The organism is Acidovorax sp. HDW3 (assembly GCF_011303755.1).
Lineage (GTDB): Bacteria > Pseudomonadota > Gammaproteobacteria > Burkholderiales > Burkholderiaceae_C > Paenacidovorax.
Genome location: NZ_CP049885.1, coordinates 1,123,429 through 1,145,161, shown reverse-complemented (window position 1 = coordinate 1,145,161; position 21,733 = coordinate 1,123,429). Strand labels below are relative to the sequence as shown.

General features: G+C 66.3%; 20 protein-coding genes and 1 tRNA gene. 5 read left to right on the top strand and 16 right to left on the bottom strand.

Features of this window, described 5'->3' with window-relative positions; all coding sequences use genetic code 11:
• The first annotated feature begins 32 nt into the window (after nt 1-32).
• Genes G7045_RS05060 through G7045_RS05050 form a run of 3 tightly spaced genes read left to right on the top strand, consistent with a single transcriptional unit; the run spans nt 33 to nt 2,517 of the window.
• A complete protein-coding gene (locus tag G7045_RS05060; RefSeq protein ID WP_166158197.1) occupies nt 33-1,013 on the top strand; it encodes a threo-3-hydroxy-L-aspartate ammonia-lyase in 981 nt (326 codons plus the stop codon).
• A gap of 21 nt (nt 1,014-1,034) precedes the next feature.
• The gene (gene upp, locus G7045_RS05055) at nt 1,035-1,664 is read left to right on the top strand and encodes a uracil phosphoribosyltransferase (RefSeq protein ID WP_166158194.1); all 630 of its coding nucleotides are present in this window, start codon (nt 1,035-1,037) and stop codon (nt 1,662-1,664) included.
• A gap of 58 nt (nt 1,665-1,722) precedes the next feature.
• Complete coding sequence (locus G7045_RS05050; RefSeq protein ID WP_166158191.1) at nt 1,723-2,517, top strand: PP2C family serine/threonine-protein phosphatase; 795 nt, start codon at nt 1,723-1,725, stop codon at nt 2,515-2,517.
• Here G7045_RS05050 and G7045_RS05045 read toward each other — a convergent pair whose 3' ends face one another.
• The 5 genes from G7045_RS05045 to G7045_RS05025 all read right to left on the bottom strand — a co-directional run bounded on the left by G7045_RS05045 (nt 2,518) and on the right by G7045_RS05025 (nt 10,196).
• The gene (locus G7045_RS05045; protein ID WP_166158188.1) at nt 2,518-3,189 is read right to left on the bottom strand and encodes a hypothetical protein; all 672 of its coding nucleotides are present in this window, start codon (nt 3,187-3,189) and stop codon (nt 2,518-2,520) included.
• The gene (gene zapE, locus G7045_RS05040; RefSeq protein ID WP_166158185.1) at nt 3,186-4,283 is read right to left on the bottom strand and encodes a cell division protein ZapE; all 1,098 of its coding nucleotides are present in this window, start codon (nt 4,281-4,283) and stop codon (nt 3,186-3,188) included. The genes G7045_RS05045 and zapE overlap by 4 nt, the downstream gene beginning before the upstream one ends.
• Before the next feature lie 83 nt (nt 4,284-4,366).
• Nucleotides 4,367-5,794, bottom strand: a complete 1,428-nt coding sequence (gene lpdA / locus G7045_RS05035) for a dihydrolipoyl dehydrogenase (protein ID WP_166158182.1) — start codon at nt 5,792-5,794, stop codon at nt 4,367-4,369.
• A gap of 219 nt (nt 5,795-6,013) precedes the next feature.
• The gene (odhB, locus tag G7045_RS05030; protein ID WP_166158179.1) at nt 6,014-7,270 is read right to left on the bottom strand and encodes a 2-oxoglutarate dehydrogenase complex dihydrolipoyllysine-residue succinyltransferase; all 1,257 of its coding nucleotides are present in this window, start codon (nt 7,268-7,270) and stop codon (nt 6,014-6,016) included.
• 49 nt (nt 7,271-7,319) lie between these two features.
• Entirely contained in the window at nt 7,320-10,196 is a 2,877-nt protein-coding gene (locus G7045_RS05025; RefSeq protein ID WP_166158176.1) for a 2-oxoglutarate dehydrogenase E1 component, read from the bottom strand.
• A gap of 213 nt (nt 10,197-10,409) precedes the next feature.
• Here G7045_RS05025 and G7045_RS05020 point away from each other — a divergent pair, with 213 nt between their 5' ends.
• On the top strand, nt 10,410-11,474 hold the full coding sequence (locus tag G7045_RS05020) for an AI-2E family transporter (protein ID WP_166158173.1): 1,065 nt from the start codon (nt 10,410-10,412) through the stop codon (nt 11,472-11,474).
• A 161-nt stretch (nt 11,475-11,635) separates the two neighbouring features.
• On the opposite strand, the gene G7045_RS05015 is transcribed toward G7045_RS05020, so the two are convergent.
• From G7045_RS05015 to tolB, 5 genes are all read right to left on the bottom strand, one after another.
• Nucleotides 11,636-11,711 (bottom strand) — tRNA-Lys (locus tag G7045_RS05015).
• A 56-nt stretch (nt 11,712-11,767) separates the two neighbouring features.
• On the bottom strand, nt 11,768-12,547 hold the full coding sequence (locus tag G7045_RS05010) for a ThiF family adenylyltransferase (protein WP_166158166.1): 780 nt from the start codon (nt 12,545-12,547) through the stop codon (nt 11,768-11,770).
• Complete coding sequence (ybgF, locus tag G7045_RS05005; protein WP_166158164.1) at nt 12,547-13,314, bottom strand: tol-pal system protein YbgF; 768 nt, start codon at nt 13,312-13,314, stop codon at nt 12,547-12,549. Before ybgF ends, G7045_RS05010 begins: the two co-directional genes overlap by 1 nt.
• Nucleotides 13,314-13,844, bottom strand: a complete 531-nt coding sequence (gene pal / locus G7045_RS05000) for a peptidoglycan-associated lipoprotein Pal (RefSeq protein WP_166158161.1) — start codon at nt 13,842-13,844, stop codon at nt 13,314-13,316. The genes ybgF and pal overlap by 1 nt, the downstream gene beginning before the upstream one ends.
• A 42-nt stretch (nt 13,845-13,886) precedes the next feature.
• Nucleotides 13,887-15,209 (bottom strand): Tol-Pal system beta propeller repeat protein TolB, encoded by a 1,323-nt coding sequence (gene tolB, locus G7045_RS04995; protein ID WP_166158159.1) that lies wholly within the window; start codon nt 15,207-15,209, stop codon nt 13,887-13,889.
• A gap of 122 nt (nt 15,210-15,331) precedes the next feature.
• Between tolB and msbA the strand changes: the two genes are divergently transcribed.
• Nucleotides 15,332-17,098: a lipid A export permease/ATP-binding protein MsbA gene (gene msbA, locus G7045_RS04990; RefSeq protein ID WP_240919280.1), complete on the top strand. Its 1,767-nt coding sequence runs from the start codon at nt 15,332-15,334 to the stop codon at nt 17,096-17,098.
• A gap of 62 nt (nt 17,099-17,160) precedes the next feature.
• Here the strand turns inward: msbA and G7045_RS04985 are convergent, their stop codons facing one another.
• From G7045_RS04985 to mltG, 6 genes are all read right to left on the bottom strand, one after another.
• Complete coding sequence (locus G7045_RS04985; protein WP_166158153.1) at nt 17,161-17,838, bottom strand: ankyrin repeat domain-containing protein; 678 nt, start codon at nt 17,836-17,838, stop codon at nt 17,161-17,163.
• On the bottom strand, nt 17,835-18,641 hold the full coding sequence (locus tag G7045_RS04980; protein ID WP_166158150.1) for a TatD family hydrolase: 807 nt from the start codon (nt 18,639-18,641) through the stop codon (nt 17,835-17,837). The genes G7045_RS04985 and G7045_RS04980 overlap by 4 nt, the downstream gene beginning before the upstream one ends.
• Nucleotides 18,642-18,707: 66 nt before the next feature.
• Nucleotides 18,708-19,070 (bottom strand): PilZ domain-containing protein, encoded by a 363-nt coding sequence (locus G7045_RS04975; protein WP_166158147.1) that lies wholly within the window; start codon nt 19,068-19,070, stop codon nt 18,708-18,710.
• The gene (locus G7045_RS04970) at nt 19,067-20,089 is read right to left on the bottom strand and encodes a DNA polymerase III subunit delta' (RefSeq protein ID WP_166158144.1); all 1,023 of its coding nucleotides are present in this window, start codon (nt 20,087-20,089) and stop codon (nt 19,067-19,069) included. The genes G7045_RS04975 and G7045_RS04970 overlap by 4 nt, the downstream gene beginning before the upstream one ends.
• Nucleotides 20,086-20,742 (bottom strand): dTMP kinase, encoded by a 657-nt coding sequence (gene tmk / locus G7045_RS04965; RefSeq protein WP_166158141.1) that lies wholly within the window; start codon nt 20,740-20,742, stop codon nt 20,086-20,088. Before tmk ends, G7045_RS04970 begins: the two co-directional genes overlap by 4 nt.
• The gene (mltG, locus tag G7045_RS04960) at nt 20,739-21,701 is read right to left on the bottom strand and encodes an endolytic transglycosylase MltG (protein ID WP_240919298.1); all 963 of its coding nucleotides are present in this window, start codon (nt 21,699-21,701) and stop codon (nt 20,739-20,741) included. The genes tmk and mltG overlap by 4 nt, the downstream gene beginning before the upstream one ends.
• Nucleotides 21,702-21,733 lie beyond the last annotated feature (32 nt).

Sequence of the window (21,733 nt, the reverse complement as noted above, 5' to 3'; positions counted from 1 at the left end):
GCAATCGCACACGCGCACCTGAGGACGCCGCCATGAACCCCATCGCCCCGCACGCTCCCACCGCCGCCGATGTTTTGGCCGCCGCACAGCGCCTGCAAGGCGTGGCGCACCGCACGCCAGTGCTGCACTCGGGCATGGCCAATGAGTTGCTGGGGGCGCAGCTGTTCTTCAAGTGCGAGAACCTGCAACGCACCGGCTCGTTCAAGTTCCGGGGCGCATACAACGCGCTGGCGCAGCTCGATGCCGCCCAGCGCCAGCGGGGCGTGCTCACTTTTTCGGCTGGCAACCACGCCCAGGCCATCGCCCTGGCGGCGCGCTTGCTCGACATCCCGGCCCTGGTCGTCATGCCCGAAGACGCAGCTGCCAGCAAAATAGCGGCCGCGCGCAGCTACGGTGCCCAGGTCGTGACGTACAACCGCTTCACAGAAGACCGCGAAGCTATCAGCGCGCGCATTGCACAAGAGCGCGGCATGGCGCTGATTCCGCCGTCCGAGCATCCGCAGGTGCTTGCCGGCCAGGGCACGGCGGCGCTGGAGTTGCTGCAAGAGGTGCCGCGCCTGCACTACCTGTTCGTGCCCGTGGGCGGCGGCGGCCTGCTGGCCGGCAGCCTGCTGGCGCTGCAGGCGCTGGGCAGCAGCTGCGAGGCCTGGGGCGTCGAGCCCGAGGCCGCCAACGACGCCCAGCAGTCGCTGCGCAGCGGGCACATCGTGCAGATTGCCCAGCCGCGCACGATTGCCGACGGCGCCCTCACCACTTCACTAAGCCCACTGGCCTTTGCGGCCATTCAGGCGCACGCCAGCGGCATCATTACCGCCAGCGACCCGCAGCTGCTGCAGGCGCTGCGGTTTTTTGCCGAGCGCATGAAGACCGTGGTCGAACCCACCGGTGCCCTGGCGTTTGCCGGCGCGCGCGATGGCGGCGTTGACATTCGCGGCAAGCGCGTGGGCATTCTCATCAGCGGCGGCAACGTCGATCTGGCGCGCTATGCGCGCTTTCTCTCTGACTCAACCTAAATCAAAAACAAGGAATTCCCCATGGGCCAAGTCCACGTCATCACCCACCCCCTGGTGCAGCACAAGCTGACGCTGATGCGCAAAAAAGACGCCAGCACCAACAGCTTTCGCCGCCTGCTGGGCGAGCTCTCAACGCTGATGGCCTACGAGGTCACGCGCGACATGCCGCTGCAGGACATGCCCATCGAGACCCCGCTCGAACCCATGATCGGCCAGGTCATCGACGGCAAGAAGCTGGTGCTGGTCTCCATCCTGCGCGCAGGCAACGGCTTTCTCGACGGGATGCTCAGCGTGGTGCCGGGCGCGCGCATCGGCCACATCGGCCTGTACCGCGATCCGCAGACGCTGCAGCCGGTGGAGTACTACTTCAAGATGCCCTCGGAGATGGCCGAGCGCGACATCATCGTCGTCGATCCCATGCTCGCCACCGGCAATTCGGCCGCCGCTGCGGTGCAGCGCCTCAAGGAGCTGCAGCCACGCTCGATCAAGTTCGTCTGCCTGCTCGCCGCGCCCGAGGGTGTGGCAACCATGCAGGCAGCGCACCCGGACGTGCCCATCTACACCGCCGCCATCGACCGCGAGCTCGACGCCCACGGCTATATCCGCCCTGGCCTGGGGGATGCGGGCGACCGCATTTTTGGCACCAAATAAAGGCCACGCGCACCCTGCACCGCATAATGGGCGCCCCGCCCAGAAAGACTCGCAACGCATGAGCAAGCCTTTTCGCATCACTGCATCCACCGGCATCCACAAGGGTGACCGCGACTACCAGCAAGACCAGGTCGTCTTGCTCTCGCACCCGCGCTACAACGGCTGCGTGCTCGGTGTGGTCGCCGACGGCATGGGCGGCAGGAGCGGCGGGCGCAAAGCCTCCGACCAGGTGATGATGACGGCGCGCCAGCTGTTCGAGCGCTACAGCCCCGACTCCGACGACGCCACCACCATGCTCAAGAATCTGGTGAACGAGGCGCACATCGTCATCCGCCTCACCGCCATCTCCTCCGAGCAAGAGCCACACAGCACCGTGGCCGCCTTCATCATCAACCCGCGCGGCGACTGCCACTGGGTGCACGCGGGCGATTCACGCATTTACCACTTTCAAAACGGCGCCCTGGTGCACCGCACGCTCGACCATTCCTACGTGCAGGCGCTGGTCGATCGCGGTGAGATCACCGAGGCCGAGGCGAACAACCACCCGCACTCGAACATTCTCGTCGGCTGTCTGGGGGCCGAGAACGATCCGCCGGCCACGCCCCACCTGATCCCCCAGCTGCAGCCGGGCGATGTGCTACTCGCCTGCAGTGATGGCGTCTGGCATTACTTTTCACCCAACGAGCTGGCGGCGGTGATCGAGGGCCTGTCACCACGCGAGGCGACCGAGTTTTTGATCGACAAGGCGCGCACGCGCGCACGCGGCGGCGGCGATAACCTGTCGCTGGTGATCGTCAAGATCGAGGCCCTGGCGGAAGAGAAAAAACCCCTGCGCCTCACGCCCGGCCCCTGATCAGGGCTGGCTCGGCTCGGGCAAGCCGGGCACGGGCTGCACGCCAGCAGCAGCGTCGGCTGCGCGTTGGCGTTCGCGCTTTTCACGCCGCTCCTGCGCCTGCTGCTGCTTGTCTTCATACGCCTTGCGTGCCTGCGACTCTTGTGCCGGGGTGCTGGCGGCGCGCTCGGCCTGGGCGGCAGCCTTGTCCTGCACATGCTGGCGCTGCTGCGCGGCGCGCTCTTGCGCCTGGGTGGCGCGCTCGCTGCGCTCCTGTGCGCTGACGCTGGGCTGGCGCGGTGGCGGCACGGGTTCGGCGGCGCGCTCTTGCGCCTGCTGCTGCTTGTCTTGCACGCTGCGCAGGCGGGCGGCGGTTTTTTCCTCGCGCTCCTCGTCGTGCAAGGCTTGCTCTTGCAGGCGCAGGCGGGTTTGCGCCTGGCGATCGTCGGCGCGCACCGCCGCCAGGCAATCGTTGACGGCAAAGCGCTGGTAGCAGGCTTTTTCAGCCGCCAGGCGCTGCTGCACCAGGGCGGCGCGCTCCTGGGCAATGCGGCGGTATTCCTGCTCCCGCGCCTGCTCGCGCGCGGCCTGCTGCGCTGGCTCGCCGGCGCCGGTCTGCGCCAAGACGGCGCCAGCGTACAAAAGCACGCACCAGGATGCGCACCGGGCAAGGGCAAAAAAACGTGGCTTCATGTCAATCCCGTATCGACGATGCGGCGTTCGAGCTGCAGGTATTCCTTCGATTGCATCTCCTGCAGGCGCGAGACGGTGCGCGGAAATTCGTGTGCCAGCGGCCCTTCGGTGTACAGCTGCTCGGGCGGCACGGCGGCAGAGACGATGAGCTTGACGCGCCGGTCGTAGAGCACGTCCACCAGCCAGGTAAAGCGCCGCGCAGGCGAGGCCATGTTGACGGGCATGTAGGGCACGTTCGAGAGCAGCACGGTGTGGAACTGGCTGGCGATCTCCAGGTAGTCGTTCTGCGAGCGCGGGCCCATGCACAGCTCCCGAAAATCGAACCACACCACGCCACCGGCTTTGCGCAAGGCGCGGATTTCGCGGTTCTCGATCTGCAGCAGTGGGTCTTCGTCGTGCACCTCGGCCAGCTGGCCAAAGGTATGGGCCATGGCGGCGTCGGCCTCGGGGCCGAGCGGGCAGTGGTAGAGCTGGGCGTTTTCCAGCGTGCGGCGGCGGTAGTCGGTGCCGTTGTCCACGTTCACCACCTCCATGCGCTCGTTCAGGAGCGCAATCGCGGGCAGGATGCGGTCGCGGTGCAGGCCGCCGGGGTACAGGCCATCGGGCTCGAAGTTGCTGGTGGTGACGAAGCCCACGCCGTTGTCGAACAACGCCACCAGCAGGCGGTGCAGGATCATGGCGTCGGTCACGTCGGCGACGTGGAATTCATCGAAGCAGATCAGCTTGTAGCGCTTGGCAATGTTGGCGCCCAGGGCGTCGAGCGGGTTCTGCGTGCCCTGCAGGCTGGCGAGCTCGCGGTGCACCTCGCGCATGAATTCGTGAAAGTGCAGGCGCACCTTGCGCTTCAAGGGCACGGCGTTGAAGAAGCAATCCATGAGAAAGCTCTTGCCACGCCCGACGCCGCCGTACATGTACACGCCCTTGGGAATGTCGGGGCGGTTGATGAGTTTTTTGAAACTGTTGGAGCGCTTGGCTTTGTACGCACTCCACTCCTGGGCGCAGCGCTCGAGCGCGTCCACGGCGCGCAGCTGCGCCGGATCGCTGTGGAAACCCTTGGCCTGTAACTCTGCTTCGTAAGCCTGGCGGACGTTCACCTGCGCTGCTCCTCACTATAAAAATAATAGCTGCTAGCGCTTACTGGACAAGCGCTAGCAGCCATTTTGACCTCAAATTTTACTTAAAAATTGAGGGTACGCTTGTCCACCGCCAGCGCAGCTTCCTTGGTCGCTTCGCTCAGCGACGGGTGGGCGTGGCAGATGCGGGCGATGTCTTCGGCGCTCGCCTTGAATTCCATCGCCACCACGGCCTCGGCGATCAGCTCGGACGCCATCGGGCCGACGATGTGCACGCCCAGGATTTCGTCCGTCGCGGCATCGGCCAGGAACTTGACCATGCCGGTGGTGTCGCCCAGCGCGCGCGCGCGGCCGTTGGCCAGGAAGGGGAAGCTGCCGGCCTTGTACTTCACGCCGTCGGCCTTGAGCTGCTGCTCGGTGCGGCCCACCCAGGCGATCTCGGGGCTGGTGTAGATGACCCAGGGGATGGTGCCGAAGTTGACGTGCCCGTGCTGGCCCGCCATGCGCTCAGCCACGGCCACGCCCTCTTCCTCGGCCTTGTGCGCCAGCATGGGGCCGCGCACCACGTCGCCCACGGCCCAGACGCCGGGCAGGTTGGTCTTGCAATCGCCATCGACGACGATGGCGCCGCGCTCGTCGAGCTGCAGGCCCACGGCCTCGGGGTTGAGGCCGACGGTGTTGGGCACGCGGCCGATGGAGACGATGAGCTTGTCCACGGCCAGGGTTTGCGCCTCGCCCTTGGCGTCGGTGTAGACCACGCTCACACCCTTTTTGCTGCTCTTGATCTCGCCGATCTTCACGCCCAGCTCGACCTTGAGGCCCTGCTTGTCAAACGCCTTCTTGGCTTCCTTGGCGATCTGCTCATCGACCGCGCCCAGGAAGGTGGGCAGGCCTTCGAGCACGGTCACGTCCGCGCCCAGGCGGCGCCAGACGCTGCCCATCTCCAGGCCGATGACGCCCGAGCCGATCACGCCCAGCTTCTTGGGCACGGCGCCGATCTGCAGCGCGCCGTCGTTGGAGAGGATGTTGACCTCGTCAAAATCCACGCCCGGCAGCGCACGCGCATTCGAACCCGTGGCAACGATGACCTGCGTGCCCACCAGGGTGTCGTCCTGCGCGCCCTTGACGGCGATCTCGTAGCCGCCTTCGACGGCCTTCACGAACGAGCCCCGGCCATGGAAGAACGTGACCTTGTTCTTCTTGAACAGGTACAGGATGCCGTCGTTGTTCTGTTTGACCACGGCGTCCTTGCGGCCCACCATGGTGGCCACGTCCATCGTCACCTTGCCGGTGCTGATGCCGTGCTCGGCAAAGTGCTTGGTGGCGTGCTCGAAATGCTCGCTCGACTGCAACAGCGCCTTGGACGGGATGCAGCCGACGTTGGTGCAGGTACCGCCGGGGGCCGGGCCGCCCTTGTCGTTGGTCCAGGCGTCGATACAGGCGACCTTCATGCCCAGCTGGGCGGCGCGGATGGCGGCGATGTAGCCGCCGGGGCCGGCGCCGATGACGACGACGTCAAATTGTTTGCTCATGGTGTGAATGCTTGAAAGATGTTGAAAAAACCCACCTTCAGCGTTGCCGACGATGGGTTGGTGGTGTCCATGGTTCACTGCGCTGACGACCGCACGGCACAAACCAGCGGCAGCCGCGCAAGGGCCGCCCCGCAGCGCTGGCTGCGTCCCCCTTCCCGCCGTGCGCAGCACGGCGAGAAGGGGGAAGGCGCGCAGCGCCACAGGGGGTTGCTCACTGGTTCACAGGTCAAACAGCAGGCGCGACGGGTCTTCCAGCGCGTCCTTCATCGCCACCAGGCCCAGCACGGCTTCGCGGCCGTCGATGATGCGGTGGTCGTAGCTCATGGCCAGGTAGTTCATCGGGCGCACCACGACCTGGCCGTTCTCGACCACGGCACGGTCCTTGGTGGCGTGCACGCCCAGGATGGCCGACTGCGGCGGGTTGATGATGGGGGTGGACATCATCGAGCCGAAGGTGCCGCCGTTGGAAATCGAGAACGTGCCGCCGGTCATTTCTTCAATGCCCAGCTTGCCTTCGGCAGCCTTCTTGCCGAATTCGGCGATCTTCTTCTCGATGTCGGCAAAGCTCATCTGGTCGGCGTTGCGCAGAATCGGCACCACCAGGCCGCGCGGGCTGCCGACGGCGATACCGATGTCGAAGTAGCCGTGGTAGACGATGTCGTTGCCATCGACCGAGGCGTTCAAGACCGGGAACTTCTTGAGCGCGTGCACGGCGGCTTTCACGAAGAAGGACATGAAGCCGATCTTCACGCCGTGTTCCTTGGTGAAGGCGTCCTGGAACTTCTTGCGCATCTCCATCACCGGCGCCATGTTCACTTCGTTGAACGTGGTCAGGATGGCGTTGGTGGACTGCGACTGCAAGAGGCGCTCGGCCACGCGGGCGCGCAGGCGGCTCATGGGCACGCGCTGCTCGGGGCGCTCGCCCAGATTCGGGGCTGCAGGTGCGGCCACCTGCGCCAGCGCCTTGGCGGGCACGCCGGTGGGGATGACGGCAGCGGTGGACTTGACGCCACCGGCCACGGCTGCCAGGGCGTCGCCCTTGGTCACGCGGCCATCCTTGCCGCTGCCAGCGACGGCGGAGGCGGACAGGTTGGCTTCCGCCAAAATTTTGGCAGCGGCGGGCATGGCCACGCCGGCCTTGTTGCCACCGGTAGCTGCAGCAGCCGGTGCGCTGGCAGCGGCAGGGGCCGCCGCAGGAGCGGCAGCAGCCGGTTCGGCCACGGCGCCGGCCTTGCCGTCGGTGTCGATCTTGGCGATGAGCTGCTCGGCGGTGACGGTGGCGCCATCGCCCTGCACGATCTCGGCGAGCACGCCAGCGGCCGGGGCCGGCACTTCGAGCACCACCTTGTCGGTTTCGACTTCGATCAGGATTTCATCGATGGCGACGGCCTCGCCGGGTTTTTTCTTCCACTGCAAGAGCGTCGCTTCGGCGACGGATTCAGACAGCTGGGGGACTTTGACTTCTACGATTGCCATTTTTAAATTCTTTCAAATCAAGGGTTTTGTACTGCGGGGGTTCGTGGCCTTACTTGGTCAGGACAAAACCCTTGAGCTTGGCGAAGGCGGCCTCGACCAGGGCCTTTTGCTGGTCCTGGTGCAGGTGGGCATAACCCACGGCCGGCGACGCAGACGCGGCACGACCGGCGTAACCGAGCTTTTGCCCGGCCAGCATGTTCTCGTGCACGTTGTGCTGGATAAAGAACCAGGCACCCTGGTTCTGCGGCTCATCCTGGCACCAGACGATCTCGGTGGCCTTGGCGTACTTCTTGATTTCGGCGGCAAATGCCTTGTGCGGGAAGGGGTAGAGCTGCTCGACGCGGATGATGGCGACGTCGCTCGCGCCCTGTTCGGTGCGCTTTTTCACCAGGTCGTAGTACACCTTGCCCGAGCAAGCGATGACGCGCTTGACCTTGGCGGCGTTCTTCACCACGGCAGCGTCCTGCTCCGGGATCACGGTCTGGAAACTGCCCTTGGTGAACTCGGACAGCGGCGAGGTGGCGTCCTTGTTGCGCAGCAGGCTCTTGGGGGTCATGATGACCAGGGGCTTGCGCAGGTTGCGCACCATCTGGCGGCGCAGCACGTGGAAGATCTGGCTGGCCGTGGTCGGCTGCACGATCTGCATGTTGGCGTCGGCCGCCAGCTGCATGAAGCGCTCCAGACGTGCCGAGCTGTGCTCGGGGCCCTGGCCCTCGTAGCCGTGCGGCAGCATCAGCGTCAGGCCGTTGACGCGGCCCCACTTGACTTCGCCCGAGGCGATGAACTGGTCGATCACCACCTGTGCACCGTTGGCAAAGTCGCCAAACTGCGCTTCCCAGATCACCAGGGTATTGGGGTCGTTGGAGGCGTAGCCGTACTCAAAGCCCAGCACTGCCTCTTCGGACAGGATGGAGTCGATGACGACGAACGGCGCCTGGTTTTCCGCCACGTTCGACAGCGGCACGTACGTGCCGGTGTCCCACTTCTCGCGCTTTTGGTCGTGGATGACGGCGTGGCGGTGCGTGAAGGTGCCGCGCCCGCAGTCTTCGCCCGACAGGCGCACGGGGTAACCGCTGGCCACCAGCGAAGCAAACGCCATGTGCTCGCCCATGCCCCAGTCCACGTTGACCTCGCCCCGCCCCATGGCGGCGCGGTCGTCGTACACCTTCTTGACCAGGGCGTGCGGCGTCACGCTCTCGGGAATGGTGGTGATTTTCTCGGCCAGGCGCTTCCACTCCGCCAGCGGAATGGCGGTGTCGCCGGCATCCGTCCAGGTCTTGCCCAGGAACGGACTCCAGTCCACGGCGTACTTGCTCTTGAAGTTGGTCAGCACTGGATCAATGGTGTGTTTGCCCTCGTCCATGGCGGCGCGGTAAGCCTTGGCCATATCGTCGCCCAGGCTTTCGCCCAAACCTTGGGCAGCGAGCTTGTCGGCGTAGAGCTTGCGCGTGCCGGGGTGCTGGGCAATTTTTTTGTACATCAGCGGCTGGGTGAGCATGGGGGTATCCTGCTCGTTGTGGCCCAGCTTGCGGTAGCAGATGATGTCCACGACGATGTCGTTGGAGAACTCCATGCGGTAGTCCAGCGCCAGCTGCATACACAGGGCCACGGCTTCCGGATCGTCGCCGTTGACGTGCAGCACCGGCGCTTCGATCATCTTCACGATGTCGGTGCAGTACAGCGTCGAGCGCAGGTCGCGCGGGTCGCTGGTGGTAAAGCCGATCTGGTTGTTGATGATGATGTGCACCGTTCCGCCCGTGGTGTAGCCACGGGTTTGCGACAGCGCCAGCGTTTCCTGGTTCACGCCCTGGCCGCCAAAGGCCGAGTCGCCGTGCACCAGCACCGGCAGCACCTGCTTGCCCTTGGGGTCGGCGCGGCGATCCATGCGCGAGCGCACCGAGCCTTCGACCACGGGGTTGACGATTTCCAGGTGCGAGGGGTTGAAGGCCAGCGACAGGTGCACCGGGCCACCGACCGTGGTCACATCCGAGCTAAAACCCTGGTGGTACTTCACGTCGCCGGCAGGCAGGTCTTCAGGGGCGGTGTGGTCGAACTCGGCAAACAACTCCTTGGGCATCTTGCCCAGGGTGTTGACCAGCACGTTCAGGCGGCCCCGGTGGGCCATGCCGATGACGATTTCCTGCACGCCCTTGGCACCGGCGGACTGGATCAGCTCATCCATGGCGGCGATGAAGCTCTCGCCGCCTTCGAGCGAGAAGCGCTTCTGGCCGACGTACTTGGTGTGCAGGTAGCGCTCCAGCCCCTCGGCCGCCGTCAGGCGATCGAGGATGCGCTTTTTCTTCTCGGTGTTGAACACCGGTTTGCTACGGATGCCTTCGAGCTTTTGTTGCCACCAGCGCTTTTGCGCCTGGTCGGTGGCGTACATGTATTCGGCGCCCACGGTGCTGCAGTAGGTTTCGCGCAGCGCGTTGAGCAGCTCGCGCAGCGGCATCTTGTCTTTGCCGAAGAAGGTGTTGCTGGCATCGAACACCGTTTCCTGATCGGCATCGCTGAAGCCGTAGAACGAAGGTTCGAGCTCGGGAATGGCAGGGCGCTCGGCGCGCTTCAATGGATCAAGATCAGCCCAGCGTGCGCCGACGTTGCGGTAAGCGGCAATGAGCTGCTGCACGGCGGTGCGCTTGCGGCCCATCTCGGCATCGGTGCTGGCCACCACGACTTTGGTGCCACCTGCTTTTGCACGCTCGGCAAAGGCGTTGATGACGGGCAGATGCGGCACGTCGCGGGCATCCGTGCCATCGACGGCAGGCACGTGCTGCAGTGCATCGAAATATTCGCGCCAGGAATCGGGCACGCTACCCGGGTTGGCCAGGTAGTTTTCATACATCTCTTCGACGTACGGGGCGTTGCCGCCAAAAAGGTAGGTATTGCCTTGGTAGGCTTGGTAGACAGACGTCGTCTCGCTCATGTTTCGCGGACCTCCGCCTCCCTGAGGGAGACATTAGTTGGTTGGAAAACCTTCCGCGTCACGGCTGTACCGGTTGGCGGATGCGACTGTGGCTGGGGAAGGGCCTAGGTTTGCGGACGGTATTGTGCCATCGAACGTCAACGGCTGCCGGCCAATGACTGGCGTACAGTCGGGTTCCTCCCAAGCTCCAAATCCCTCGCCGGAACAGCCTCCATGAACACCTCAAATTTGCAAAATCGCACCTTTTTGGCGCTGCTGATGGCTGTTAGTGCGGCATTTTTGACGATTTTGTGGCCTTTTCACGGCGCCGTGTTCTGGGCCGTAGTGCTCGCCATTCTGTTCATGCCGCTGCACCGGCGCCTGCTGGCGCGTATGCCCAAGCGCCACAACCTGGCAACGCTATGCACCCTGGGGCTTTGCTTGCTGCTGGTGATCCTGCCCATGGCCCTCATCAGCCTGTCGCTGGTGCAAGAGGCAGCCCAGGTATATGAACGGATGCGTTCCGGCGACTTGAACTTTGGTCGCTACGGCCAGCAGATTCTGGCCGCCCTGCCCGACTGGGCCACGCGCCTGCTGGCGCATTTCCACCTCTCGTCCCTGGCTGACGTGCAGGAGAAACTCTCTGCCGCCGCCGTGCAAGCCAGCCAGTTCCTGGCAACAAAAGCCGTCAATATCGGTCAAAACACCCTGGGCTTTCTGGTCAGCATCGGCATCATGCTGTATTTACTGTTTTTCCTGCTGCGCGACGGCACCGCCCTCGTGGCCCGGATGCGCAACGCCATCCCGCTCGACGAAGCCCACAAGCGCGATCTTGGCAGCAAGTTCGCCACCGTTGTACGCGCCACGGTCAAAGGCAACATCGTCGTCGCCGCCTCCCAGGGGGCACTGGGCGGTTTCATTTTCTGGGTGCTGGGCATCCAGGCACCCGTCTTGTGGGGGGTGCTGATGGCCTTCCTGTCGTTGCTACCAGCCATCGGCGCCAGCCTGATCTGGATACCCGTAGCGTTGTACTACTTTGCCACCGGCGCTACCACCCAAGGCGTGGTTCTGACTGGCTTCGGCGTTTTCGTCATCGGTCTGGTGGACAATCTGCTGCGCCCGCTGCTGGTAGGCAAGGACACCAAGCTCCCTGACTATCTGGTGCTGATATCAACCCTGGGCGGCATGTCCCTGTTTGGTCTCACCGGCTTCGTCATCGGCCCAGCCATCGCAGCCCTGTTCGTCGCCGTCTGGGATTTGTTTGCACCGGAGACAACCCACCCACCGATACCGGACTGAGTGCAGCGTGGCAATGCTGCCCATAAGAATGCGCTGCGCCCACTTGGCACCGAATCACCTGCAAAAATTGATCAAACTCAACCCATGGAGCTGCACTGACACTCGGTTGGCACCGGGAACGAAAAAAGGACTTAGGCGTTAACCTAAGTCCTTGAATTCTTTGGTGGGTCCTGCGAGATTCGAACTCGCGACCAACGGATTAAAAGTCCGCTGCTCTACCGGCTGAGCTAAAGACCCACTCTCTTCGCCTTCAAATTAGCGAAGACTGCGATTGTAGCGCGTTTTTACCAGCATCAAAAAGATACGCGTGAAATTTCATCGAGCACCCAGCCAGCGGCGCACTGGCCAAAGCTGGCGGTGACGGCGACCACCGAGCCGTAGCCATGGCAGTTGAGCGTGCCGTCGCCCTGCAGCGCGCAAGAGGCATCGGGTGGCGCCACGGCCTCGCGGCTGAAGACGCAGGGCAGGCCGATTTTCTTTCCCTCCTTGGGTGCACCGTGGTGCTTGCGCAGCTGGTAGCGCAACTGCGCCAGGAGCGGGTCGTGCGTGACGGCGGCCAGGTCGTCGATATCGACCTTGTGCGCCAGGCGCTTGCCACCGGCGGCGCCAACGCTGATGAAAATTCGTTGGCGCGTGCTGCGCGCCCACTGCGCCATGGCCAGCTTGGCGCGGATTTGGTCACAGGCGTCGATCACGGCATCCACCCCGGCGGGCAGCAGGGCCGGCCAGTTGCCTGGCGCCACGAACTCCTCCACGCAGTGCACCTGGCAGGCCGGGTGAATTTGCGCGATGCGCGCGCGCATGGCCTCGACCTTGGCCTGGCCGACGGTGTCGGTCACAGCATGAACCTGACGGTTGATGTTGGACTCGGCCACGTGGTCGAGGTCGATCAGGGTCAGCTGGCCGACACCGCTGCGCGCCAGGGCCTCAGCAGCCCAGGAGCCAACGCCGCCGATGCCGACCACAGCCACGTGCGCACGGCGGATGCGTTCGGCCCCGGCCACGCCGTAGAGGCGCTGCAGGCCACCAAAGCGGCGCTGCAGATCGGCAGCATCCTCGGACACCTCCACCATCACTTGAGGCGCACCAGGCGTTCCTTGGCGGCGGCGGCGGCTTCGGATTGCGGGTAGGCCTTGATCAGGTCTTCCAGCGTCTTGCGCGCACCCTTGGTTTCCTTAAGCTCCACCTGGCAGTTGGCAATCGACAACGCAGCCTCAGGCGCGCGGCCGTGCTGCGGCGCGGCCGCGAGCAGGGCCTTGAAGTTGGCGATGGCTTCCTTGTAGTCGCGCGTGGCGTACTGGGCATTGCCAAGCCAGAACCGGGCCGATGGCAGGTAGCCACTGCGCGGGTTCTGCTTGATGAAGTTGGCAAAGGCCTGTCCGGCCTCAGCAAACTTGCCGCCGCGAAAAATTTCTAACGCGGCTTCAAAATCGCGCTTTTCGGCGGGATCGGCCTGAAACTCCTGGCCATCGACGTTGACCTTGACGGGCTCGAACTGGCGCAGGCGCTCGTCCACACCCTGGGCCATGTCTTTCTGGCGCCGCTGCAGCTCGGCAACGTCACGCTGCAATTGCTCGTTTTGCCCACGCAGCTTGGCCTGCTCGGCGCGCAGGGATTCGATTTGCGCTTGCAGATCAAGCAAGCTGCGGCGGGTTTGCGAGGTGTCTTCGCCCGTGCGCTGGCTGCCTTGCGTGAGGCCATCAACGCGCTGGCGCAGCTCCAGGATGGCGCGCCGCGCCTCTTCGTCCTCGAACAGCGCAGCCTGGCTGCTGGCGCCAGCGAGCGCCAGCACAGCCGCCAGCGCCAGGCGGCTGTACAGGGGGAGGCGACGGCTACGCATCAGCGGTACGAGAGTTCAACGCGGCGGTTTTGCGCGCGGGCATCGTCGCTCATGCCTTGCGCGGCGGGCTTTTCCTTGCCGTAGCTGATGGCTTCCATCTGGCCGTCGGCCACGCCCAGCAGGCCGAGCGAGCGGCGCACGGCTTCGGCACGTTTTTGGCCCAGGGCCAGGTTGTATTCACGGCCGCCGACGTCGTCGGTGTGGCCTTCGAGCATGACCTTGCGGCCCGGCACGGCCTTGATGAAGCGCGCATGGGCATCGAGCACCGACTGGTACTCGGACTTGACGCTGTAGCTGTCGAAGTCGAAGTACACAGTGCGCGCCACGCCCACGGGGCCGCCGCCGTCACGGTCGGACTGGCCGAGGTTGACGCCAGCAACGCCGCTTTGCGCGGTATTGCCGGCATTGGCACCAGCATTGGCCGAGCGGTCTTCGACCGGGGCGGCGTCGTCGAGCTTGACGCCGGTGCTGCAGCCTGCCACCAGGGCGGCAATGCTCAGTGCGAGGGAGATGCGTTTCAAATGTTTCATGGAAAGTGATATCCAGGTTGGAAAAATTTCAAAAATCAGTCATCAATTGACTTGTTTATGGAACGGGCCCCAATCGGGCTCGCGTATGTCTCCACCTCGCCCGGCCAGGCGTGCCTTGATCTTGCCGTCGAGCGTGGTGGTCATGAGAGCTTCACGGCCTTGCTGCTGGGTGGCGTAGAGGATCAGGCGGCTGTTGGGAGCGAAACTGGGGCTTTCGTCGGCGCTGGTATCGGTAATGGCTGTGCTGGTACCGCTGGCCAGATCCATGACGTGCAGCTTGAAGGCCCCGCCCACGCGCGAGACGTAGGCCAGCCAGCGGCCATCGGGGCTGATGGCGGGCGAGATGTTGTAGCCACCGTTGAAGGTTACGCGCTCGGCGTTGCCGCCGCTGGCTGCCACCTTGTAGATCTGCGGCGCACCGCCCCGGTCGCTGACGAAGTAGATGCTGCGCCCATCGCCGGAGAACACCGGCTCGGTGTCGATGCCGCTGCTTTGCATCAGGCGGCGCGGCTCGCCGCCGTTGGCGTCGATGGTGTACAGCTGCGAGTGGCCGTCGCGCGTGAGCGTCACGGCCAGCTGGCGGCCATCGGGCGACCAGGCCGGGGCGCTGTTGGAGCCCCGGAAGTTGGCAATCAGGCGCCGGCGCCCGCTGGCCACATCGTGCACGTAGACCACGGGCTTGCGCGACTCGAACGACACATAGGCCAGCTGCGTACCGTTGGGGGCCCAGGCGGGCGAGATGATGGGTTCGGGGCTGGCCAGCGCAGCCTGGGCGTTTTCGCCATCGGCATCGGCAATCCACAGGCTGTAGCGCCCACCCGTCTTGGTGACGTAGGCGATGCGGGTGGAGAACACGCCACGCTCGCCGGTGAGCTTTTCGTACACGAAATCGGCAATGCGGTGTGCCACCAGGCGCAGGTCGCCCTGGATGACGATGTAGCTCTGCCCACCCAGGTCCTGGCCGCGCACCACGTCCCAGAGGCGAAAGCGCACGTCAAACCGGCCATCGGCCAGGCGCGTGACGCTGCCGGTGACGAGCGAATCGGCGCTTTTCTGGCGCCACTGGGTCATGTCGGGACGGGAGGTCTCGTCGAGCTGGGCGCCAGCGGCGTCCACGCTGCGAAACTGGCCGCTGCGCTCAAGGTCGGCCTGCACGATGGCGGCAATGGGCTGCGGCGCCTGTGCTTCGCCGCGAAACGGCGCCAGCGCAATCGGCAGCTGCGTCAAGCCCACGCCCGTGACTTCCACACGGAACTGGGCAAGTGCAGGCACAGCGGGGAGACAAAACATGGCGGCCAGAACCTGGCGGCGCAGGGGCAGCAGCGGTGCGGCTGCAGAGGGGGATTGTGAACGGTGAGTAGTCATTGGCAGCGGTCGGTAGCCGTTACGAGCCGGAAAGACAACCCGGCATATTACACACAGCGGCGCCCCAACTCCGGCGACAGGGCAGCATGGTACCCAGGCAAAACGTAAAATTCTGCGCATTCATGCAATCCCCTGCCCCCAACTCCCCTACTCCCGCCCTGCGCGCGCGCCTGGCCCGACTGTTGCCTTATTTTGGCGGCCACCGCCTGGCCTGGGCGCTGGCCCTGGCGGGCACGCTCCTGGGCGCGGCCACCGAGCCGCTGATTCCGGCACTGCTCAAGCCGCTGCTCGACAGCGGTTTTACCGACGGCACGCTGCAGCTGTGGCTGGTGCCGGCAGCCATCATTGGCGTGTTTTTTATTCGCGGCGTGGCCCAGTTCACCAGCCAGTACGCCATCACGCGCATCGCCAACGAAGGCATGTTGCTCTTGCGCCAGGCGCTGTTTGCGCGCCTGCTCAGCGCCGAGATGGCACTGTTCACGCGCCAGTCGGCCAGCGCCTTGTCCAACACCGTGGTCTATGAAGTGCAGACGGGCGCCACGCTGCTGGTGCAGGCGCTCATGGGCATCTCGCGCGATGGTTTTACGCTGCTGGCGCTGCTCGGCTACCTGCTGTACCTGAACTGGCAGCTGACGCTGATCGTCGCCGTGCTCGTGCCAGCGGTGGCCTGGATCATGAAAACCCTCTCGCGGCGCCTGTACCGCATCACCAAGGCCAGCCAGCAGGCCACCGACGACCTGGCCTACGTGGTGGAAGAAAACGTGCTCGCGCACCGCATGGTGCGCCTGCACGGCGCGCAGGCGCAGCAGCAAGCGCGCTTTGGCCGCTTGAGCGACAGCCTGCGCCGCCTGGCGATCAAGGCCACCATTGCCTCCGCCGCCATGACGCCGCTGACGCAGCTACTCGCCGCCGTCGCCCTGTCCACCGTCATTTGCGTGGCGCTGTGGCAAAGCCGCGCCGGCAGCGGCGCAGGCCAGGCCATCACAGTCGGCGGCTTTGCCTCCTTCATCACCGCCATGCTGATGCTGGTGGCGCCCATGCGGCGCATGGCCGACGTCACCAACCCACTCACGCGCGGCGTGGCCGCACTGGAGCGCGGCCTGCAGCTGATCCACGACACCGCCAGCGAAAACGGCGGCACGCAGCCCTGCCCCACGCCCGCGCGCGGTGCGCTGCAGCTGCACGATGTTTGCGTGCGCTTTCGCGCCCACAGCGACGCCGCTCTGGCGCTCGACCGCGTCAGCCTGACGCTGCAGCCGGGCGAGGTCGTCGCCCTGGTCGGCCCCTCGGGCGCGGGCAAAAGCACGCTGGTCAACCTGCTGCCGCGCTTTGTGCTGCCCGAAAGCGGGCACATCGCACTCGACGGCGTGCCCCTGGCCGACTGGCCGCTGGAGCAGCTGCGCGCGCAATTCGCCATGGTCAGCCAGGACGTGGTCATGCTCAACGACAGCGTGGCGGCCAACGTCGCCCTGGGCGCGCCGCTGGACCGCCAGCGGGTACAAGACTGCCTGGCCGCCGCCAACCTGGCCGAGCATGTGGCGCGCCTGCCGCAAGGCATAGACACACCCGTGGGCCACAACGCCAGCGAGCTCTCGGGCGGGCAGCGCCAGCGCCTGGCGATTGCGCGCGCGCTGTACAAAGATGCGCCCATCCTCATTCTGGATGAGGCCACCTCCGCACTCGACACCGAGTCCGAACGCCTGGTGCAAGAAGCCCTGCAGCGCCTGATGCGCGGGCGCACCACGCTGGTGATTGCGCACCGGCTCTCCACCATCGAGCACGCCGACCGCGTGCTGGTGCTGCAAGCGGGCCGCATCGTCGAGCAAGGCAGCCACGCCCAGCTGCTGGCGCTCGGCGGCCTCTACGCCCGGCTGCAGCACCAAAATTAAGCACAAAAATGCCGCTAGCGCTTACCAGGCAAGCGCAAGCAGCTATCAAAAAGTGAGCAAACCTACCACTGCCCCCGCTGCGGCTGGCGCTTGCGCATGGCGGCAGCCAGGCTGCGCGCGAGCGCGTCGCGCCCGGCGCGTTGGGCGAACTGCACCGCCGTCAGGCCGCGCTGGTTCTTGATGCTCGGGTCGGCGCCCTCGGCCAGCAGCAGCTGCGCCACGTCCTCGCTGCCGTACTGGGCGGCGAGCATCAACGGCGTGCTGCCGTTGGGCGAGCCGGCATCGATGTAGGCGCTTTCTTCGAGCAGCAGGCGCACCATCTCCACCCCCTGGCCGGTGATGCAGGATGCGGCGTAGTGCAGCGGCGTCCAGCCGGTTTGGTTGACGTCGGCGTCGCGCGCGAGCAGGGCACGGGCGGCGTCGAGCTGACCCTTGATGGCGGCGAGCATCAGCGCCGTCTCGCCCTGGGCGTTGCGGCGGTTGACATCGAGCTGCGGCGCCTTGAGCAGCGCAGCAAACGCCTGCCAGGATTCGAGCTGCAGCGCCAGCACCAGGCCGGGGCGGCCCTGCTCGTCGCTGGTATTGGGGTCAAAGCCACGCGCGAGCAAGGCGGCGATTTCATCGCCCCGGTCGCGGCGGATGGCGGTAAAAAAATCGTCGAACGACCCCGCGCTGGCGCAGCCGGTGAGCGCCAGCACCGACCAACCCAGCGCCTGCTGGCACAGCTGGCGGCGCTTCATGCCGTGACTCCGGTAAAAAGCGCATCGACGTTGCGGCTCGTGGCCTCTGCCACGGCCTGCACGCTCAGGCCGCGCAGCTGCGCAATCTGCTGCGCCACGTACGGCACGTAGGCCGGGGTGTTGGTTTTGCCGCGATACGGCACGGGCGCGAGGTAGGGGCTGTCGGTTTCAATCAGCAAACGCTCGAGCGGCACGAAGGCCGCCACCTCGCGCAGCTCCTGCGCGCTCTTGAAGGTGACGATGCCCGAGAGCGAGATGTAGTAGCCCAGATCGAGCGCCGCCCGCGCCACCGCCAGCGACTCCGTAAAGCAGTGAAACACCCCACCGGCACGGTTGCCGCTGCCGTCCTCGCCCTCCTCGCGCAAGATGGCCAGGGTGTCGGTGGCGCTGCTGCGGGTGTGGATCACCAGCGGCTTGCCGACGGCGCGCGCAGCGCGGATGTGGGTGCGAAAGCGCGTGCGCTGCCACTCCAGGTCGGCAATGCTGCGCCCGCCCTTGCGCTCCTCCATGCCGTAATAGTCCAGCCCCGTCTCGCCGATGGCGACCACGCGCGGCAGCTGGGCTTTTTCCTGCAGCTCCTGCACGCTGGGCTCGTGGATGCCCTCGTTGTCCGGGTGCACGCCAACGCTGCACCAGAAGTTGTCGTAGCTTTGCGCCAGCGCGTGCACGGCAGGAAATTCTTCCATCGTCGTGCAAATGCACAGCGCGCGCGTGACCTGCGCCGCCTGCATGGCGGCACGGATGGCGGGAATCTGGCTGGCAAGCTCGGGAAACGTCAGGTGGCAGTGGGAATCGGTGAACATGGCGGCAGTGAAAACGGCAATGCCGACCGGGGCGGGCCGCCGGTCGGCATTGGCGATGGGTGGGGGTTAAATGGTCTGCGTGGGCTTGTCCGAGCCCAGGGCGGTGCCCAATATTTCTTCGATGCGCGCGCGCAGCTGGCGCGATTTTTCATCCTTGGGGAAATGAATGCCCACGCCCTGCGTGCGGTTGCCGCCGGCACGCGCGGGCGTGAGCCAGGCCACGCGCCCGGCGACGGGGTAGCGCTGGGTGTCCTCGGGCAGAGTCAAGAGCACATACACATCGTCGCCCAGGCGGTAGTCGCGCGTGGTCGGCACGAAGATGCCGCCTTCGGCAAAGCTGGGGATGAAGGCGGCGTAGAGCGCTGCTTTTTCCTTGATGGCCAGCTGCATGACGCTGGGGCGCGGCGCGGTGGGGGCGGGGGTGTTCATGGTGTGCGGGGCGGTCGTGGTGGCTGCGAGTGTAGTGTCTGGCGCGCCTGGGCGACAAGCGCCTCCAGCAGCAGCCCCTGGTTGAACGGGTGCTCGGCGCTGCGCGCTGCCTTGGCCAGCGCCTGGGCCCAGCGCGCCAGCGCCAGCAGCGGCGGTGCGGGCGGCAGGCTCTCGGGTGCGAAGTAGCGCGGCGGTGCGCCCACAGCCTGCGCCTGCAGGTCGTGGCAGAGTTTTTGCAGCGCCGCAATGGCCTGCGCCGGGCTGTAGTCGGACAGGGCCGCGAGCTCGCCACGCGCCATGGCCTGCGGCAGCTGCGCCCAGGCGGCGGGGCTGCGCCCGGCCTGGGCCAGGGCCAGCGCGTCCTGCGGGCGGCCACCGGCGGCGCGCCAATGCGCCTTGGCATCGTCCGCGCTCAGGCCCTGCGCCTGCAGCCAGGCCAGGGCCTCGTCGGCCTGCGGCCAGTGCAGGCTGTGGCCCAGGCAGCGGCTGCGGATGGTGGGCAGCAGCAGGTGCGCGGCCTCGCTGGCGAGCACGAAGCGGGTGTCGCCCGGGGGCTCCTCCAGCGTCTTGAGCAGGGCGTTGGCGGTAACGTGGTTCATCTGCTCGGCCGGGTACACCAGCACCGCCTTGCCGCGCCCGCGCGCGCTGGTGCGCTGGCAGAACTCGACCGCTTCGCGCATGGCATCGACGCGGATCTCGCGGCTGGGCTTGCGTTTTTTCTCGTCGATCTCGGCCTGTGCTTTCTCGCTCAACGGCCAGCCCAGCGCCAGCATCACCGTCTCGGGCATGAGCACGCACAGGTCGGCATGGGTGTGCACGGCGATGGCGTGGCAGCTCGCGCATTGGCCGCAGGCGCCGTCGGCGCTGGGCGCATCGCACAGCCAGGCGCGCACCAGCTCGTAGGCCAGGGCGTACTGGCCCAGGCCCGAGGGCCCCTGCAGCAGCCAGGCGTGGCCGCGCTGGGCCAGCAGCTGGCGCCGCTGCGCGGCAATCCAGGGCGCCGGGGCGCTGGCCGTCATGGCTCCCCCCCCAGCCAGCCGCGCGCCACCAGCGCCGCCTGCAGCTGCTGCCAGACGGCGGGCAGGGGCTGGGCAGCGTCGATGCGGATGAAGCGCTGCGGCGCCGCCTGCGCACGCGCCGCGTAGCCCTGGGCGACGCGGGCAAAAAAGTCCGGCGGCAGGGCCTCGAAGCGGTCCGGGCTGCGCGCTGCGGTCAGGCGCTGCGCCGCCACGGCGGGGGGCAGGTCAAACCACAGGGTGGCGTCGGGTTCACGCATCAAATCGGGCTCTGGGGCGCACCCAGTCTGCGCAAGGCGCTCCAAATACGATAGCACATCAAGATTGAAGCCGCGCCCGGCGCCCTGGTAGGCGAAGGTGGCGTCGGTGAAGCGGTCGCACAGCAGCACCTCGCCGCGCGCCAGCGCCGGCTCGATCACCTGGCGCAGGTGGTCGCGCCGGCCGGCAAAGGCCAGCAGGGCCTCGGTCAGGGCGTCCATGGGTTCGTGCAGCAGCAGGGCGCGCAGCTTTTCCGCCAGCGGCGTGCCGCCGGGCTCGCGCGTGAGCGTGACGCTGCGCCCCTGGGCGCGAAAGGCGTCGGCCAGGGTCTGGATGTGCGAGCTTTTGCCAGCGCCGTCGATGCCCTCAAAGCTGATGAAAAGTCCGGGTATCGTCATTTCTGCCCCCTTTGGTAGCGGTTGACGGCGCGGTTGTGCTCTTCGAGCGTGGCGCTGAACTGGCTGCTGCCGTCGCCCCGGGCGACGAAGTACAGCGCGCGCGTGGCCTGCGGCTGTACCGCTGCCAGCAACGCCGCCTTGCCCGGCATGGCAATCGGCGTTGGCGGCAGGCCGGCGCGGGTGTAGGTGTTCCAGGCGTGATCGGTCTGCAGGTCGCGCTTGCGCAGGTTGCCGTCGAATTTCTCACCCAGGCCGTAGATCACGCTCGGATCGGTCTGCAGCAGCATCCCCTGGCGCAGGCGGTTGGCAAACACGCCGGCAATCTGCCCCCGGTCGGCCGCCTGGCCGGTTTCTTTTTCGACGATGCTCGCCAGGATCAACGCCTCGTCCGGGGTTTTGAGCGGGCTGTCGGCGCTGCGCAGCGCCCAGGCCGCTTCCAGGCGCCGGTCCATGGCGTGCAGCGCGCGGCGCAGCAGCGCCAGTTCGCTGCTGCCCTTGGCGTAGGCATAGGTGTCGGGGAAGAAACGGCCCTCGGGCGCGACGCCGGCGCGGTCCAGTTGCGCCATCAGCTGCGCATCGCTCAGGTCCTGGCTGTCGTGGCGCAGGCCGTCTTCGCGTGCCAGGGCGGCGCGCACCTGGCGCCAGCTCCAGCCTTCGACCAGGGTCAGCGCACGCAGGCTTTCCTCGCCACGCGCGAGCTTTTGCAGCAGGCCGTAGGGCGTGGTGCCGGGGGTGATTTCGTAGTTGCCGGCGCGGATCTGGCGGTCTTGCCCCGAGACGCGGAACCAGGCGTAGAGCAGGCGCGCATCGGTACGCACCCCGGCCTGCACCACGGCACGCGCGACGGTGCGCGGCGCCGTGCCGGGCTCGATCTCCAATTCGAGCGCCTGCGCGCCGCCCAGATCCAGCGGCTGCTGCAGCCACCAGGCGCCTGCCGCGCCCAGCGCCGCCAGGCCCATCAGTACCAGCACCAACCAAAGCAATAAACGAC